The sequence below is a fragment of the Kitasatospora sp. NPDC088548 genome (assembly GCF_044753005.1).
In the GTDB taxonomy this organism is placed as follows: Bacteria; Actinomycetota; Actinomycetes; order Streptomycetales; family Streptomycetaceae; genus Kitasatospora.
Genome location: NZ_JBIVMI010000020.1, coordinates 78581 through 95333, shown reverse-complemented (window position 1 = coordinate 95333; position 16753 = coordinate 78581). Strand labels below are relative to the sequence as shown.

Annotated in this window: 16 protein-coding genes; all 16 read right to left on the bottom strand. The window is 72.7% G+C overall.

Annotated elements, in window-relative coordinates:
- Positions 1–22 precede the first annotated feature (22 nt).
- Positions 23–760 carry a prepilin peptidase gene (locus tag ACIP82_RS24535; protein WP_400656210.1) on the bottom strand — a complete coding sequence of 246 codons (738 nt, stop codon included), beginning with the start codon at positions 758–760 and terminating at the stop codon, positions 23–25.
- Complete coding sequence (locus ACIP82_RS24530) at positions 757–4032, bottom strand: LysM peptidoglycan-binding domain-containing protein (protein ID WP_400656208.1); 3276 nt, start codon at positions 4030–4032, stop codon at positions 757–759. Before ACIP82_RS24530 ends, ACIP82_RS24535 begins: the two co-directional genes overlap by 4 nt.
- 38 nt (positions 4033–4070) lie before the next feature.
- The gene (locus ACIP82_RS24525) at positions 4071–5081 is read right to left on the bottom strand and encodes a hypothetical protein (RefSeq protein ID WP_400656206.1); all 1011 of its coding nucleotides are present in this window, start codon (positions 5079–5081) and stop codon (positions 4071–4073) included.
- On the bottom strand, positions 5066–5752 hold the full coding sequence (locus tag ACIP82_RS24520) for a hypothetical protein (protein WP_400656204.1): 687 nt from the start codon (positions 5750–5752) through the stop codon (positions 5066–5068). Before ACIP82_RS24520 ends, ACIP82_RS24525 begins: the two co-directional genes overlap by 16 nt.
- Positions 5753–5784: 32 nt before the next feature.
- A complete protein-coding gene (locus tag ACIP82_RS24515; RefSeq protein WP_400656202.1) occupies positions 5785–6225 on the bottom strand; it encodes a pilus assembly protein TadG-related protein in 441 nt (146 codons plus the stop codon).
- Positions 6225–6647 carry a TadE/TadG family type IV pilus assembly protein gene (locus ACIP82_RS24510; protein WP_400656200.1) on the bottom strand — a complete coding sequence of 141 codons (423 nt, stop codon included), beginning with the start codon at positions 6645–6647 and terminating at the stop codon, positions 6225–6227. The genes ACIP82_RS24515 and ACIP82_RS24510 overlap by 1 nt, the downstream gene beginning before the upstream one ends.
- Complete coding sequence (locus ACIP82_RS24505; RefSeq protein ID WP_400656345.1) at positions 6637–7071, bottom strand: TadE family protein; 435 nt, start codon at positions 7069–7071, stop codon at positions 6637–6639. Before ACIP82_RS24505 ends, ACIP82_RS24510 begins: the two co-directional genes overlap by 11 nt.
- 38 nt (positions 7072–7109) lie before the next feature.
- Complete coding sequence (locus tag ACIP82_RS24500) at positions 7110–7364, bottom strand: hypothetical protein (protein WP_400656198.1); 255 nt, start codon at positions 7362–7364, stop codon at positions 7110–7112.
- 174 nt (positions 7365–7538) lie between these two features.
- Positions 7539–8471, bottom strand: a complete 933-nt coding sequence (locus ACIP82_RS24495; RefSeq protein ID WP_400656197.1) for a type II secretion system F family protein — start codon at positions 8469–8471, stop codon at positions 7539–7541.
- A complete protein-coding gene (locus ACIP82_RS24490) occupies positions 8468–9343 on the bottom strand; it encodes a type II secretion system F family protein (protein WP_400656195.1) in 876 nt (291 codons plus the stop codon). Before ACIP82_RS24490 ends, ACIP82_RS24495 begins: the two co-directional genes overlap by 4 nt.
- Complete coding sequence (locus ACIP82_RS24485) at positions 9340–10599, bottom strand: CpaF family protein (protein ID WP_400656343.1); 1260 nt, start codon at positions 10597–10599, stop codon at positions 9340–9342. Before ACIP82_RS24485 ends, ACIP82_RS24490 begins: the two co-directional genes overlap by 4 nt.
- A 56-nt stretch (positions 10600–10655) precedes the next feature.
- Positions 10656–11474 carry a hypothetical protein gene (locus ACIP82_RS24480; RefSeq protein WP_400656193.1) on the bottom strand — a complete coding sequence of 273 codons (819 nt, stop codon included), beginning with the start codon at positions 11472–11474 and terminating at the stop codon, positions 10656–10658.
- Positions 11475–11485: 11 nt separating this feature from the next.
- Entirely contained in the window at positions 11486–12256 is a 771-nt protein-coding gene (locus ACIP82_RS24475; RefSeq protein WP_400656191.1) for a hypothetical protein, read from the bottom strand.
- Between the two features lie 590 nt (positions 12257–12846).
- Positions 12847–13104 (bottom strand): hypothetical protein, encoded by a 258-nt coding sequence (locus ACIP82_RS24470; RefSeq protein ID WP_400656189.1) that lies wholly within the window; start codon positions 13102–13104, stop codon positions 12847–12849.
- A gap of 68 nt (positions 13105–13172) precedes the next feature.
- Complete coding sequence (locus tag ACIP82_RS24465) at positions 13173–16100, bottom strand: ATP/GTP-binding protein (RefSeq protein ID WP_400656187.1); 2928 nt, start codon at positions 16098–16100, stop codon at positions 13173–13175.
- A complete protein-coding gene (locus ACIP82_RS24460; protein ID WP_400656185.1) occupies positions 16097–16753 on the bottom strand; it encodes a hypothetical protein in 657 nt (218 codons plus the stop codon). The genes ACIP82_RS24465 and ACIP82_RS24460 overlap by 4 nt, the downstream gene beginning before the upstream one ends.

Sequence of the window (16753 nt, the reverse complement as noted above, 5' to 3'; positions counted from 1 at the left end):
GGGGCGTCGGGAGAGGAAGCGGTCAGCTCAGCAGCAGCGAGGTGACGACCGCTCCCGTGATCAGCCCCGGGCCGATGGCGACCCGCGAGCGCCTGTCTGCCTTGCCCGCCCACGTCAAGCTGACCGCGTACGTGGCGCTGACCACGAAGCCGGCCAGCAGGCCGAAGAAGAGCGCCGGCCAGCTGTTCCAGCCGAGCAGGGCGCCCAGCGCGGGCGCCATCTTGAAGTCGCCCAGGGCGACGCCGCCCATCAGCGCCAGGACGAAGAACAGCACGCTCAGCACGACGGCCGCGAGCAGCGCCCTGACGGTTACCGCCTGGTCCTGCCCTGTCGCGGCGGCCCCGGCCAGCGCCATGGCGACACCGCCGTTCAACGCGATGGTGAGGTGGTCGGGCAGCCGGTAGACCGCCAGGTCGATCAGCGCCAGCGGCACGCCGAGCAGCACGACCCACCACTGCGCGACGGCCAGCCAGCCGTGCGCGCCAGCGAGGGCGACCGCCGCGAACAGCACCCCGGTCAGTACTTCCGGCAGGCCCGCCGCCGGCCCGATGCGTCCCGAGCACGCGGTGCAGCGCCCGGCGGCGAAGTGCAGCAGCGCCGTACGGTCCGCGACCAGCGGCCGGGCCACGCAGCCAGGGCAGCGGGAGCCCGGACCGGTGCCGATCGGCCGGGCGTAGACGAAGACCAGCGGGCGCACGACCACGGCGCCCAGCACCGCGCCGACCGCGAGGGCGAGCACCACCACTGCGGCGGTGCTCATACGCGCTGCCCGTCGAGCAGGTTCTTGATCAGGCGCTCGGTCTCCACGTCCAGCGGGGCGTCCTGGTGCTGCGCGGCGACCTTCGCGGCGTCGATCACGGTGAACAGGCCCTGGCGGTTGCCCGCGGCGTGCTCCACCCGCATCCAGTCCCGGAACAGCTGCTCATCGTCCTGGACCTCGATGCCCACCGCGATGGCGCGGCGGGCGGCGTCCAGGTCGAGGCACTCGTCCCGCAGGCGCAGGCACGCCACGGTGTGCGCGGTGTCGTGGATCTTGGCGATCATCTCCTGCACGAGCGGCACGGCCCAGTCGTGGTCGCCGTCCCCGCCGAACGGCCGGCCGCGGACCAGGCCCAGCGCCTCTTCGAGGTCGGCCAGGCCCGCGACGCCCTGCGGCAGGCCGCGTTCGGCGAGGTACTCGAAGACGGTCCAGTCGCACGAGATCTCGTCCGACATCCGGTAGGTGTCACCGGACTTGCGGGGCAGGAACGGCGCGCCGGACGGCCCGACGCCCAGGGTGCTGCGCAGCTGCGAGATGCGGGACAGGACGGTCTGCGGCTCCCACGGGGACCTCGGGTCCATGGCGTTGGCGATGGCACCGTAGTCGCGGCCCCGCTTGAAGTAGAGGTAGGCACCGAGAGCGGCGATCTGGGCGGCGTGGCTGTTGATGTCAGGCCGGCCGGTGTTGTCGATGCGGACCGGTCCGAGGACCTGGATCTGCGGGATGCCGGGACCGGCCGTCACCGGGGGCCGGGAGGCGGGCCGGGCGGGCTTGGCCGGCGCGACCGGGGCCTGGGCGGTCTCTGGGTCGGCGTCGTCGTCCGGCTCGTAGCCGTCCTCGTACTCATCGTCCGGCTCGTCCAGGTCGTCGAACTCGTCGACAGGCTCATCTCCGGCTTCGGTGCCGTCGGCCTGGACAGCACCGGTCAGGACCGCGTACCCGGACACCGAGGCGGTGGTGAAGTCGACGGGGGAGGGGATGGAGGCGGGGCCGAAGCGCGGCGGCACCGCGTCCGGGTCCGGTACGAACTCCCACGGCCCGACCGCCGGGCGCGCGGGCTCGGAGGCGGTCTCGAAGGTGGCCACCAGCTGCCGGTGGGCCTCCGCGGTGACGCGCTGCAGGACGACGTCGCCGTCGACCAGCTCGCACGGCTGGGCGGCCAGTTCGGCGGCGTCCAGCACCTCCGCCTCCGGGAAGTACGTGGCGCAGCTGGCCGGCAGGATCACCGCGACCTGCTGGCCGCGGGCCTTGCTGAGCAGGTCGGCCAGCTCCCAGGTCTGCTCGCCCGGGTCGCTGGTGCTGACCATCAGCCACGGCAGCGGTCCGGGCTCGCCGGCCTGCTCGGCCTGGATCGCCTCGGCCAGGACGCCCGCCAGGTCGACGATGCCGTCAGCCGCGGACGGCAGGAACCGCACGCGGCCCTTGGGCAGGTGCGGGGCCAGGTCCTGCCCGAACCCCACGGTCAGGACGTCCACGTGGTCCGCCCACGGGCACGTCGCGGCGTCCAGCGCCATCGCGCGGGCGACTTCGCGGACCTGCTCCGCAGTGCCGTCCAGCAGGACGACCTGGTGGTAGGGGAGGTTGGCGAGCAGCTGGACGCCGTCCTCGTCGCGGCCCAGGCTCAGCAGGCCCGGGTAGGGGGCCGGAACCCGGGCGGCGTGCTTCTCCTCCAAGAGGTCGGCACGCTCCTCCAGCACCCACCACCCGCCGTCGGTGGCGGCGGTGAACGGGCTGATGGGCTCCACGTCGTTGTCGTCCACCAGGAGGTGGACGGAGTCCGCGGTGACCCGGGCGGCCCGAAGGGCCGGGAGCTCGTCCGGGGCCCGCTCGGCCAGGGTCCGCAGCGCCACGTCGAGGAGCGCGACGGACGCCGGCTCGGCGGTCTGGCCGAGCAGCATCTCCAGCGGGGCGGTCTCCTCCGGCACGGCGATCGTCTGGCCGGGGCGGCGCCTGCGGTGCTGCCACAGGCGGCGGGCGGCGATGGCTCCGAGCAGGGTGGAGCCCAGGCCCGCGCCGATCCCCCCGATCTGCTGGACGGAGACGGCGGCCTCGTCGCTCTGGGCGGGGTCGGCGGCGGCAGGGACCGGGGCGCTCTCGGCCGCGGCCGGGGCCTGGGTCGCCGGGCTCTCAGCAGCCGGGGCGGGGGTGGCCGGCGCGGCGGTGGCGCTCTCCGCCGGGGCCGGGCTCTTGACGGCCGGGGCCGTGGCCGGGGCGGACGGCGCGACCGTCGGCGCGGGGGCGGCCGGCGCGGGGGAGACGGGCTGCTGAACCGGCGCAGGCGCGGGGGCCGGGGCCGGGGCTGCCGCCGCAGGGCCGGGGATGACGATGCGCTGGCCGGGGAACAGCTCGTCCGGATCGGTGAGGTGGCCGCCGCCGGGCTGGACCACGCCGCTGCTGGCCGCCAGCAGCTCGGGGTACTTGCCCCCGTCGCCCAACTCCCGCTCGGCGATACCCGACAGGGTGTCGCCCGCATGGACCGTCACGATGTGCTCGGAGCCGTCCGTCGTGGTGGCGGTGGTGCCGGTGACCAGGTCGGGCCCGGAGGCGTCGGCCGGCATCACCAGGCGCCACCCGGGCCGGATCACGCCGTCCGCGCTGATCTTCCGGCCGTCGTCCTGCACGCGGTCCTTGTTGAGCTCGACGATCTCGCTCCATCGCTGGCCGGAGCCCAGGTACCGCTCCGAGATCCCCCACAGGGTGTCGGTGTGGGTGGGCGTCGACGCCTTCACCTCGTAGACCTTCGAGCCCGCAGCGCTCGCCGCCGCCGGAGCGGCGTCGGCAGTGAGGGCCACGGCGGCCTGCTGCGCCGTGGCGAGGACGGACACGCTGGCCACCGGAGCCCGCGCGGGGACGGCGGCGGACGCGGCCGACGCCTGACCGACGGTCAGCGCACCGGCGCCGACCAGCAGCATGGTGGCCACCAGCGAACGGGCCAGGGCCTGCGAGGGGCCGGCCGCCGGGATCGGCACCGCCAGGCTCATCCCGGACAGCGCGGCCTTCAGCTCGACGGCGACGCACAGAGCGAACTGCGCCCAGGCCAGCCACACCACCACCGCCAGGATGCTCAGCAGCGAGGAGGTGCCGACGCTCTGGGTGAGCGTGTCCAGCGAGGGCACATGGTCCGGCAGCGGGTTGCCGATGAAGCGGACCAGGCCGTACGGGATCGCGCCGAGGAGGGCGACCAGGGCGACGCCGGCCAGCACCGCGAGCACCACGTCCCCGAAGGTCCGTGAGCGCCCCGGGCCCGCCGGCCTCTTCTTCGTCGTCACCATCGGCCGCTCCTTAAATGATCTTTCTCCTCGCGCCGCACCTAGCCGGTGACGACGGTCTGGATCTCTCTGACCACGACATTCTGCGGGGTGCCGTCGGTCAAGCCGTTCGGCAGGGGGTTCGCCGGCGCCGCATGCGGGTTCTTCGACGGCGTCCAGGTGACCTGCCACGTCACCTGGCCGGTCAGCGGGTAGCTGCCTCCGCGCGAGGACCGGGCGTAGTTGATGTTGCAGCCGCTGGTGGAGGAGTCGACCTGGTAGCCGCCGCCGGCGGACACGAAGTTGTAGGTGCAGCTGCGCGGCGAGGCGTCGTCGGTACCGGCGTCGACCCGAAGCGCCACCGGCACCGCCAGCGTGGAGGCCGCGATGGAGAAGCCCATGTAGTCGAGCGAGGCGGTCACCGACACCGGCTGCAGCGGCTCGCTGAAGGACACGAAGGTGGGCAGGTTGACGGTCTGCCGGTCCGCGGCCGGGCTCAGCTTCACCTGCGGCGCGGGCAGCTTGGTCGCCGCGTAAGCGATCTTGGAGAGCATCTGCGGCGTGACGGCGAGCATCCCGGCCGGGGGATTGCCGGCGGGCACCCACTGGATGCCGGGGCTCTGCGTGCAGGCGTCGGTCACCGGGAGGTCCCAGACCTTCTTGGTCTTGACCATCCCCCACCACGCGCCCGGCTGTCCGCGGTGGAAGTCACCGTCGGCCTTCAGGGCCTCGTACTGCTTGAGCATGTCCGCCGCCCCGGAGGTGCTCCCCAGCTGCTCCATCAGGGCCTTGAACGCGGCGTCGAACTGATCGGGCGTGTACTGCGGCTCGTACCAGCACGCCGGCGGCACCCAGCTCCCGCCGACCGACAGCAGGTGCTTGGCGCCAGTGCCGGCGTCGTTCGCCGTCAGGGTGACGTGCGACTCGATCGACCAGGGGCTGGGCGTGCTGCCGCCGGGGTCGCCACCGAAGTCCGCCCGCGCCGGGCCGGTGGCCACGGCGAGCAGGGCGCCCGCCAGCACCACGGCGCCGGACGCCCGGACACCGCGACCGCGGATCATGCGTTCTGGCACCGCTGCGATCCCTTCTCGCCGGCCGCCTGCGTCACCCGCCACACGCCCTGCGCGGACAGCTCCAGCCCGGTGTTCCACTCCGTGTAGTCCTTGATACTCGGGGTCGAAGGGGTCACCTTGCCGGTGGCCTTGTCCTTCGGGAAGCCCTTGCTCTGGTCCTCGCAGTAGGTGAACGCGGCGTGGGTGGCGTCCTTCACGGTGATCGTCGGCGCGTAGTAGCGGGTGCTGCCGGTGATGGTCTGCCCGCGGCTGGCGAGCTGCTGGATGATGTCGGCCATGTACGGGCGCGCCATGCCGTCCCAGGCGTACTGGAACGCCGGGGCCTGTCCGTCGCCGGCCGCGAACGCCGCGTTGTAGGCGCGCAGCGCGTACGTCATCCCCTGCGCGACCGCGTCCTTCGCCGCGTCACCCGAGGGGGGGAAGGCGACGTCGACCGTGAGGTCCGCAGGCAGGGTGACCACCGGAGCGCCGGCGGGCTGCGTGGCGCTCGCGCTCGGGGACGGCGACGCCGAGGCCGAAGGAGTGCCGCTCTGGGCGCCGTTGATGTCGGAGCCGGGGCTCTTGGAGCCGCTGGTGCAGCCGACGGCCGCCGCCGCGAGCAGCGCGACGGCCGCGCCGGAGCGGATGATGCCGCCGAACGCGGAGCGGCTGCTGGTGCTGGTGCTGGTCATGAAGGTTTCTCCCATCCCCTTGTGAGTCGGGATCATTGTTCCTGTACGGCCTGGGCGGTGGCGAACCCGTGGACGGTGAGCGAGTCGCGGCCGGCCAGGCGCAGCAGGACCGGGCGGTAGACGAGGGTCACCTCGACCTGGACGGTGTTGCCGCCGGCCGAGGTGCAGTGGGCTTCGACGCCGGTGCCGGAGCGGGCGGCGAACTCCTGCACGTAGGAGGTGCACGCCGGGTTGGGGTCGACGCTGACGGTGCCGTCGGCGCGCAGCGCGTCGCGGCTGACGTGGTTGGCGGCGTACCGGGCGGACTGCTCGGCGATGTCGGCGGCGCGGTCGCGCTGGTGGATCGCCTGGCCGCCGTCGACCACGAATCCGGCCAGGAGCAGGAACAGCAGGGCCCCGAAGATCAGGTAGAGGGCGGCCGAGCCCTCGTCGGCGGGCCGGACTCGCAGTCGCGCGAGGAGGAAGGTCTTCATCAGCTGGTCCGCCGGTAGGTGTCGAGCGGAGAGGTGGAGGTGGAGCTGACGCGGGTGGTGACCTTGAGGCCCATGGACGCCAGTCCGCGCACGTCGCAGGAGACGGTGACGGTGAACAGGCCGCCGGCCCGCCAGTCGCCCGAGGGTTGGACGTCCACGTTCCCGCCGACGCAGACGCTGGTCGCGTCCGCGCGGGCGGCCCGCACCGCCTCCCGCACCGCGGAGGAGTAGTCGCGCTGCAGGGCGCCGGCGCGGGCCGCGTCGCGGGCCGCGCCGTCCAGGCTGCCGTGGGCGCGGACGATCAGTCCGAAGCCGACCAGCAGCAGGGACATGAACAGCAGGATCGGGGCGATGAGGACGAGCTCGACCGTGGAGGCCCCCTCGTCGCCGCGCAGGCGTGAACGCCAGGTGTCAGCCGCCATCGGGGACGAACCTCTCGACGGGGCCCTCACTGACGGCCGTGGTGGTCAGGTGGAGCCATGGAATCACCGTCTTGACCTCTGCCTGCACGGTGACCCGCACCGTGTCCGGGCCAGTCTGCTCGGTGCTGACGACGGGGTTGCCGGCCAGGGCCGGGCCGAGGCTGTTGATCCGGTTGACGGCCGTGTCCCGGGCCTGCCCCCGCCATCCGCCCGGGTCGGCGTCGGCTGTGGCCCTGGCCTTGCGGGCGCCGGCCTGCGCGGCGGCCTGGACGACCTGGTCGCTGAAGAAGTACAGGCTGAACTGCACGAGGAGGAAGAGAAGGGCAAACAGGATCGGGGTGGTGATCACGAACTCGACCGAGCTCATGCCGCCGTCCCGGCCGCCGTCGCGGCGCGCCGTCAGGCGCCGCCGGAGCCGCTGCATCACGTTCGTCCCCCTCTTCCTCCTAGTCGTCGTGCCGGTTAGCTGCAGCCGCCGTTGTTGGTGCTGTTCGCGCCGGTGATGCAGGTGCCGACCGAGGTGGCCTTGGTGCTGATGGCCTGGCTGATGATGATCGCGGTGGCCACCAGGATGGCGATGATGACGGCGATGCCGATCACCCACTCGACCGCGCTGAAGCCGCCGTCCTCGCCCTCGGCACGGGCCTTCTCCAGACGGCCCTGGAAGAAGACGGCCAGGAACTCGATGGCCGGGTGGGACTTGACGATGTGGTTCATGGTGCGGATTCCCCTCGTTCTACGGATCTCCCCCGCCCCGGAGTGCGGGCGGTGGGGCTGGGACAGGTGGGCCGGGACGTCGACGGGGCCTTGAGCCCCGAACGGCGAACCGGAGGTCTGGTGGTGGCTGGGCGAGCGGGGCGGCCTGCGCCCGGCTCCCGGCCGGCGGAGCGGTCACATGTTGGTGACCGCGGTGATCGCGGGGTAGATCAGGAAGATCAGCAGGCCGCACAGCAGACCGATCTGGGCGACGAGCATCATCTGGGACTGCGCGCCGGCCTGGCCCTCGGTCTCGGCGAGCTCCCGCTCGCGCAGCGTCGAGGCCCGCGCCATCAGCGACTCCCGGATGCGGGCACCGTCGTCGGCGGACAGGGAGATCGCGGCTGCGATCTCCCGCAGCTCGATGACGCCGATCTCCTCGCCGAGTCGATCCAGCGCGGCGGCCTGCGAGATGCCGATGCGGCGGGCGTCGGCCAGACAGCGGCGCAGCCGCTGCATCTGCCAGGTGTCGGTCAGCTCGGTCGCCGCCCGCAGCGCCTCGGGCAGGCCGCGCCCGCCCGCCAGGCTGTTGCCCACCAGGCCCAGGAACTGCGCCAGGGTGTGCAGGAACTCCGCACGCCTCTCCTTGGCGTCCCGCTTGACCTCGAGGTCGGGCAGGAAGAAGAACAGGGCGGCGAACACCAGCGCCAGCCACAGCGGCATCAGCGGACTGCTGGTGAAGCCGGCGAACCAGAGTCCGGCGAACACCATCGGTCCGAAGAGCAGCCCGACCAGCCCGAGCAGCACCTTCTGCGCCAAGTACGTGTCGAAGGCGCGCTCCAGGATCGACAGGTCGGCGCGTACCGACCGCATCTCCCAGCCCTGCTTGGCGTAGAACGCCGCCACCCGCACGCCTAGACGCCCCCGCAGCTCCCGGGCGCGTTCACCGCGGTCCCCGGCAGCGGCCTCGCTCGCCGGGATCACCCCGGCCGCGGCCAGCGACATGCGCGAACGCGCGTCCACTCGGGCCACCGTGGCGGCGGCCCCGGGCCGGGCGGGGAACAGCGCCCGGGCCAGGAGGAACAGTCCGGCGCCGATTCCGGCGCCCACGATCAGAGCCAGCGTCATCGCGCCCCACCTGCCCGGGCCCGGACGAGGAACCGTGCCGGCTCCGGGACCTTCGCGAGCCGGCGCAGCCAGGCCAGGCTGCCGGCGAAGAAGAAGAACACGACCGCCAGGACCAGCTGTCCCTGCACGGTGGCGTACGGCTCTGTGTAGTCCGGGTTGAAGACGCGCAGGCCCGTCACGATCGCGACGATGACCGCGGTGACGATCTGCACGCTGCGCCGGGTGGGGGAGCGGCTGGTCATGATGCGCCGGCGCATGCCCACGTCGGAGCGTGCCTTGTGGGCCAGGTCGGTCAGCACCTGCTTCAGGCCCGCGCCGCGCAGGCCGGCGCTCTGCTTCAGCGCCGCGATCACCTCGTCGGCGCCGCCGTCGTTGATGTCGTCAGCCAGCAGGTCTAGGGCGTCGGGCAGCGGCATCCGGGTGCGGACCCGGTCGTCGAGCCGGTTGAGGTGCGGCTTCAGGACGTCCGCCGAGTTGCGGGCGGACACCGCGATCGCCTGCTCCAGGCCGGCCGATCCGGCGACCGTGTCGCGCAGCGACTCCGTCCACGTCGCCAGTGCCTCGACCTTGGCCAGTGCGGCCTTCTCGCCCTTCAGGCCGCCGAACAGCTGCGACCAGAACATCACCAGCAGGCCCGCGGCGATAGCGGCGACCGGCCACTTCAGCAGCACGAGCACGACCAGGCCGACCAGGACGGCCGCCGCGCCGCGCCGCCGCAGGAAGGCGGCCAGCTGCTGCCCGGTGCTCTGCCCGCCGCGTCCCGCCTTGCGGGGCCAGCCGACGAGCGCGGCGACCAGCAGGGCGATGCCGCCGCCGACGCCGAGGCCGGCCAGCAGCGCCAGCATCATGTAGGGGCTCAGGACGTCGCTCACGCCGTCCACCCCGCGAACGCGCCGTTGGGCTCGTAGCCGTGCTCCATCAGCTCCTCCAGACGCCGGTCGGAGATGACCGCACCCTCCTGGAGCCGGCCGCCGCGGAACTCGAAGATCTCGCTACTCAGCACGCCGCCGTCGTTGCCGTTGACCTCGCGCACCGAGAGCACCCGGCGCTGCATGTCGCCGGTCAGCGGGTCGCGGACGCGCTTGATGAAGACGACGAACTCGATCGCGCCCGCGATGAGCCGCTGGGACGCTTCGGCGCTGAGCCGCTCCGCGGCCTGAATGGCATAGGTCGAGATCTTCTCGAAGACGTCCAGCGAACTGTTCGCGTGGATGGTGCTCAGCGAGCCGTCGTTGCCCTGCGACATCGCGTTCAGCATGCTGACGATCTCGTCGCCCAGCACCTCGCCGACGATGACGCGGCTCGGGTTCATGCGCAGGCTGCGCCGCACCAGGTCGGCCATGCTCACCCTGCCCACGCCCTCGGAGTTCGGGCGCCGCTCCTCCAGCGCCACCACGTCGGGGTGCAGGTCCTCGAATTCGTGCAGGCCCAGCTCCAGCACCCGCTCGACCGTCACCAGCCGCTCCTTCGGCGGGATCTCGTTGGCCATGGCGCGCAACAGGGTGGTCTTACCGGCGTTCACAGCGCCCGCGATCATGATGTTCTTCTGAGCCCGGACCGCCGCGCCCAGGAACCGCGCCAACTGCGGGGTCAGCGTGCCGTTCGCCTCCAGCTCGGCGAGGCTCACCCGACTGAGCCGGGCCCGCCGGATCGAGATGGCCGGCCGGTTCGAGACGGAGATGACGGCCGACAGGCGGCTGCCGTCCGGCAGCTTCAGGTCGAGCTCGCAATTCAGGTCGTCCAGCGGGCGGCTGGAGAGGCCGGAGAACGCGGCCAGGGTACGCACGTCCTCGATCAGCTCGGCGTCCGAGTCGGCGATCGGGGCAACCTTCTCCCGCTTGCCGTTGGCCCAGCCGATGAAGACCCGGTCGCAGCCGTTGATGTCGATGTTCTCGACGTCCAGGTTCTCCAACCACGGCTGCAGCCGTCCGACGCCGTACATCGCGGCGTGCACCGCGTTAACGAGAGCCTCGTCCTCCTCGTTGCTGGGCAGGCCCTCGCCCGCGAGGTACAAACGCTGGTTGTGCTCCTGGACCAGGTTGGCGATGACCTCTCGCGCGGCGACGCGCAGGTCCGCCGTGCTGAGCGGCTCGTCTTCCTCTTCGGCCTGGCGGCTCTTCGCGCTCATCGCGTCGCCGGCCTGGACCCGCAGGGACTTCACCAGGGTGTAGTCGATGGTCGTGGTCACCGCAGGACCCCCTCGGTGCTCTCGGTCTCCGGTGTGCTCTGCTCGGGCACCCGGCCGAGGCCGAACTGCGTGCCCAGACCGGCGACGGTCTGCCGCACGGAGGCCACCAGCTGGGTGCGGTGGATACGGCCTCGGCGCCGCCCGGCCAGCTGCTCGGCGGCCTTCGGATCGAACGCGATCAAGCCCGCGACCTGCGCGGGGACCTGACCGGCCGCCAGCACCTGGGCGGCGTCCCGGGACGCCGCCGCCTGCTGGCGGGCCGGGGCGATCAGCAGGACACCCACCGGGGCGCCACTGCGCCCGGCCGGGGAGAGCACGTTGTGCAGGGAAGCCACCCGGGAACGCAGGTGGGCCAGGTCCTCGGCGGTCGTCCGCGAGACGACCAGGACCAGCGAGGCGTACGGGAGCAGCTCGTTGACCGGGGAGCCGGGCTGGGCCCGGCCGATGTCCGCGATCACGTCCGCGGGGCCGGTGGCCAGGGCACGTCCGAGCGCGGTCCACCGGCCGCTCCAGCCGTTGGTCTGCTCGGGCCGGGTCAGTCCGACCAGGACGTCCAGGCCGCCGGGGAGCCGCTGGCTGTGCTCGTGGACCAGCTCGGGGGTGATGCCGCCGCGTCCGGCCAGGGCGAGGGAGTTCATGCCCCGGTTCGGGTCGAGCACCGAACCGTCCTCGGCGCCCTGGCGGTACACCAGGTCCCCGCCCAGCGGGTCGAGTTCGGCGAGCAGCGACTGCCGGGGCCACTCGGCGGCCAGGGCGAGCGCGGTGGTGGAGGCTCCGGGGGAGCCCTTCGCGGAGCAGACGACGATCAGGGCCATGGTCTTCTCCTCTACTGGCCGCTGGCGGGGAGCAGCACCAGGGCGACGTCGCCGGAGGAGGACGCCTGGGTGATGTCGCCCGCCTTGGCGGCCGGGACGACGATGGACAGGGAGTACGTGGAGGACACCGAGCCGTTGGCGGGGTGGAAGATCTGGCGCACGGTGCCGGAGGGGGCCAGCTCGACGGCGCCGGCCGTGCCGGCGGGGGCCCCGGAGGCCGGGGTGCTGCCCGAGGCGGGCGCCTTGGCGTCGCGTCCGACCCACATCACCCGGACCCGGTCGCCCTCCTTCAGGTCCTGCGGGTACTGGCCGGGCTTGAGGGACAGTCCGACGATGGCCTGGTCCCCGGCGACGCCGGTGGAGTCGGTGAGCATCGAGCCGACCAACAGGGTGCCGGCGGGGACGTCGGAGGCGGTGAAGTACTTCGAGGTGAGCAGGGCGCGCTGCTCCCAGGGGACGTACTTGAGGCCGGAGTCCTTGGAGATGAGGACCTCGGTGATCGCGTCCGGGGGGATGTGCTGGCCGGGAGCCACCCGGGTGGTGATCTCGACCGCGCTGACCTTCTGCCCGGCCTGCTGGTACAGGTAGGCGGAGCCGAGGGCGCAGCCGGCGATGACGAGCACGGCGAACGCGGCGACGCCCGGGCGGCGCTCGCGCGCCGGCGCGGGGATTCGGCTGGCCGGGGAGGCCGGTGCGGCGGCTCCGGCGGCTGTCCGCTGAGCGGGTGCGATCGGGCCCGGGCCCGATTCCTGCCTGCCGTTGTTGGTCCCCGTTTTTGGCATGCTTCTACCCCAAACCGCTTATGTGCCGGTCCAATTACATTCCCTGGAGTACGGCCCCCCGTCGCGATATCGACGGGTGGTGCGGCGACCGCCCCCTGGGATTCGTCGGTCGGCCGCAGCGGTGCGGCCGGCCCCTCCGTGCCTCAGCCCGGCCAGAACGGCTTCGATTGCCCGAGGCTCGGAGGCATCCCCGATCAGTCCTATGTCCGAATTGTTCGCACATGTGATCATCCCGTGGTGTTAACACGGGCCACATAAGTACGCCCGGGTCACAATACGAAACTTCTGGCCAGGATCACACCCAGTTTTGGCCAAGGTCATCCATGTCACTGGCATAGGCGAAGACATAAAAGGCAAAGGCGTATATCTCGGACATCATTTGCAATCCCTTTGCAATGAAGTTGTTTCTTGTCGGCGTCAAGACAAAGGGCTCGCCACCGCCCGGAACCCCCCTTCGGGCGGACTCGACGGCCTGCTTGCCCCGAGAAGATCGGCATGCGAAGTACCGTGGCGGCGTCGATGCTCCGATTCGGATTCCGGCGGCGGACCAGCGCTACCGGGGCGCGGGCCCGCCGCCGGCGGTGCCGGGTTCAGGGCGGCGCGCAGGTGAGCTCGGCGGCGGCCTGTTCCAGCCGCTGCCGGCCCAGGGGTGAGGGGTCGCACACGTCGAGGTGGCCGTCCAGCCACTCCCGTGCCTGCGCCTCGGTCTCCAGCTCGTCGCGGAGGTGGCCGCAGCCGCCGCAGCCCGCGGTCCTCCGCTCGTGCCACCAGCCGAAGTCCGGCCCGGCCGCCGGTCCGTCGGCGGGGGCCGGCCGCCGGAGTGCTCCGTTCTCACGGGGCTCGATCATGATCAAGATCCTCTCTGCGTCGAAATATCGGGACGGGCTGCGGAGCCCGTGGCGGACTCCGCAGTTGCCTAGCCCAACCGGGAAGAGTGCGTTCCCGTCGTGCCCTCGTCCGGGTCCGGACCCGGATCGGGCTCCGTGGAGGGAGCGGGGGACGGGGGAGGAGCCGGCTGCGCGGACTGCCCCGGCGCAGCAGCGGGCGCCTGGCCGTTCTTGCTCAGGTCGACACCGGTGGCCTGCTGCCCGTCCCCCTCCGTGCCCCCGGGCTTCGTGTCCTCCGGCGGTGTCTTCGCGGTCGCGGCCTCCTGGATCGCCTTCAGCGCGTCGCCCGCGGGCATCTTGCCGTGCTGCGCGAAGTAGGCGACCACACCCTGGTGGTAGTCGGCGCGGCGCAGCAGCACTGTGCGGGTCCGTCCGCCCGCGGCCCGGGCGGCCGACGCGGAGAGCGCGGCGACGTGCTCGCGCGCCCGCAGGTCCTTGAAGACGTGCTTGACCTGCATGCCTTCCAGGCGCAGCGGTCCGACCTGCTGGCCGCCGACCGTCATCGTGGCGTAGTAGTGGTAGCGGGGGAGCTCGGCCATCAGGACCGGGTCGACCTTGCCGTGCCACTCGTCGGCCACGATCCGGATCGCCCCCTGCGAGCCCGCCGTGGAGCTGAGCGCCGAGGCGTTCTGCAGCAAACTGTCCCGGGTCGTCTGGCTGAGCCGTTGGAGCAGCTGCGTCATCACGTGCAGCCTGATCCCGAACTTCCGCAGCTGCTCCGCGATGTCGGCCAGCACACCTCCGACCGCCTTGTCGAGGCTGATCAACTCGTCCGCGAAGATGTGCACCGGGCGGCGCTTGTCCTCCGCGAGGTTCTCCCGGGAACGGCCGGCCCGAAACAGGTCCTGGAACAGCAGGGCGAGCAGCAGCTTGTCGGTCGGCCCCGTCCCGGCCGGGCAGACCCACACCAGCTTTCGGGCGTCCATCGCCTTGCGGGCGTTGTAGCCGCTGACGGGCGACCCGAGGAACGCCCGGCTCACCGGCTGGGCCGCGAGCCGGGTGATCGGGTTGATGATCACCCCGTACGCCGACGGGTCGATGGTGGTGAACGTGGTGCGCCACCAGCGGGCCTGCTGCTCGGGCAGGTGGGAGATGATCCAGTCGCGGAAGAAGCTGTCCTCCAGAAGATTCGGGATCTGGAAGATCGTGGCCTGCGCACGCGCGTTGCTCTTCGCCAGCGCCTGGGCCTTGGCGACCTGTTCGGCGGTGGCCTTCGCACCGAGGGCCTTCACCTTGACCACGGCCGCGTTGTACGTCACCAACGCCTCGCACGACTTCATCAGCAAGGTCAGACCGCGGGGGGTCTTGCTGTCGTCCCAGGCCATCGACGCGGCCATCCCGTCGACGAAGGCCCGCACCACCTCGTGCGCGACCTGCCCGTGCTCCATCCCCAGCGGGTTCCACGTCGGCACCAGGCCCGACATCCCGCCCCGGCCGGTCAGGTCCAGGTGGCACACCCGCGTGCGCAGCGAGTCGTGGGCCAGGTAGTCGCGCACCTTCGACCAGGAGTCGCCGTGCGGGTCGATGAAGAAGACGGACCGGCCCGCGGCGGCCAGGGCCAGGGCCTGGACCTCGGCCTTCTCGGTCTTACCGAATCCGGCCCGGCCGACCGTCACGGAGAACAGGAACTCCTCCTCAGGGCTGGCCGCGAGCCGGCTGCGCCCGTCGGGGGAGTGCAGGATGCCGTGCGGAACCAGCTCGCTGCCGATCTCGTCGTAGGTGGGAACCTCGGAGGCCAGCACCGGCAGCCGGCAGTGGGCGGTGACCGGCTTGAGCAGACCGTTCAGCTCGCCGATCCCGACCCAGTTCTCCTTCCGCGGGCGCGTGCGGGCGCTCGCCCACCGCTGGTCGAATGCCTTGCGCCGGCCCCGGCTGTTCGCGGTGACGCGCCACTTGGCGAAGGCACTCGCGTCCTCGCTCCAGACGTTGCCCTCCCCGAAGACGTCCAGCGCCGCGGCGAGCCGGGCCAGGCGCAGCTCGGCACGGTCCTTCTTGTCCGAGGCGACGCGCACCAGCAGCTGCACTCGCACCAGGTTGCGGCGGCTGCCGCCGAGCCGGCCCAGCACCTGGGCGCGGTCCACGCCGCGCCCGCGCGGTGCCGGCGGGGCGGAGCGCCGAACGCTCTGCTGCCCCGGCTCCAGCAGCTGGGTGAGCTGGTGGCGCCAGGAGTCCTCGAGTTCGGCGGCGTCCGCCGCCGCCCGCCGCGCCTCCTTCTTGTTCTCCTTCCGGCGCTGCTCCCGGGCCTCGTTGACCATCTGGAAGCGCTTGAGCAGCAGCCGCAGGCGGGGGACGGCCTGGATGTCCAGGCAGATCTCGGCGAGGTCGCCCGCCTTGGTGCTGAGGTCGGCGACCGCGTCGACCAGGCCCTGCAGCGGGTCCGGGTCCATCGGCACGTTGCGCAGCGCCCGGGCGGCGTGGCCGCGCAGGACGAACTCCGCCCGTACGACGTGCTCTCGCTCCGTGTCCTTGGGGAGCGGGGCCTTGGTGACGGTCACCTCCTGGTACTGGGTGATCTTCATCAGGTGCTCGGCCGCGGCGGGGCCCTCCACCGAGAACTCCAGCGGGACGGTTCCGTCGGCCCGCAGCCGGATTCGGGCGGAGCGGCCGGCCCCGGGGGCCCACCACGGGCCGGCCTTCGCGACGCGCAGCAGGGTCGTGGCGTAGCGGTGCAGCTCCTCGGAGGTCGGGTCGAACCTGGTGCTCGGGGTCAGGACGTAGCGGGTGCGGTCGGCCAGCGCCCTTGCGGTGAGCCGGTGGTGGACGACGGCGGCCCCGATGGTGAGCAGGACGGCCAGCGGGATCAGCCAGAACGAGTTGGCGCCGATCCAGGCGGCGGCGGCGCCCAGCCAGTGGAGTGCGGTGGTGCCCGCGTCGAGCAGCGTCGCGCCGAGGCTGCCGTCCTGGCCGGCGGGCGCGGGCGCGCCGCCGGTGGTGGGGTGAGGGGTCGCGGTGCTCATCGGGTCGGCTCCCAGCCGGTGGCGGTGCGGGTGAGGTAGAGGACGCCGGGTCGGCTGTCCATGAACTCGCCGGAGGGGTCGGCCCCGGCCCACAGCAGTTCGACGCGGACCCGCTCGCCGTCGGTGCGAGCGGTGACTGCCTGCACGCGGACCTGGGTGTAGGGGCGCAGCGGCACAGGGGTGGGCGGGAAGTACCGCGGCCACTTCGCCCGGCCGGTGCCCGTGGTCTCGGCGGTCCACACCTCCCGGGCGAGCGCGCGGACGTTGGCGGCGTCGGCGCTCGGCAGGTTGCCGGGGTGGTCCCGGACGAAGGCGGCCTCGATCGCGGGGTCCGCAGCGGGGCCGTCGGCGGCGGCCGGGGCTCCCGACGGCATCGGACCGGCCGTTGTTGCCGCCTGGGCGTTCGTCGGGGAGGACACGGTCGCCGAGGCTGCGGGGGCGGAGGCCGACTCCGGCGGAAGGCCGGTGCCGGTGTCGGGGGTGGTCCCGGGCGTCGGCTGCTCGGCGGCGGCGGTGGGCGCCGTCGCGGGGGCGGCCGGTGCGCGGCGGCCGACCGGTGCCGGTCCGGTACCGGGGGAGAGGAGGGCCAGGGCGAGCACCAGCAGCAGGGCGGAGCAGGCGGCGGGAACCAGCACGCGAGATGACATGGACAT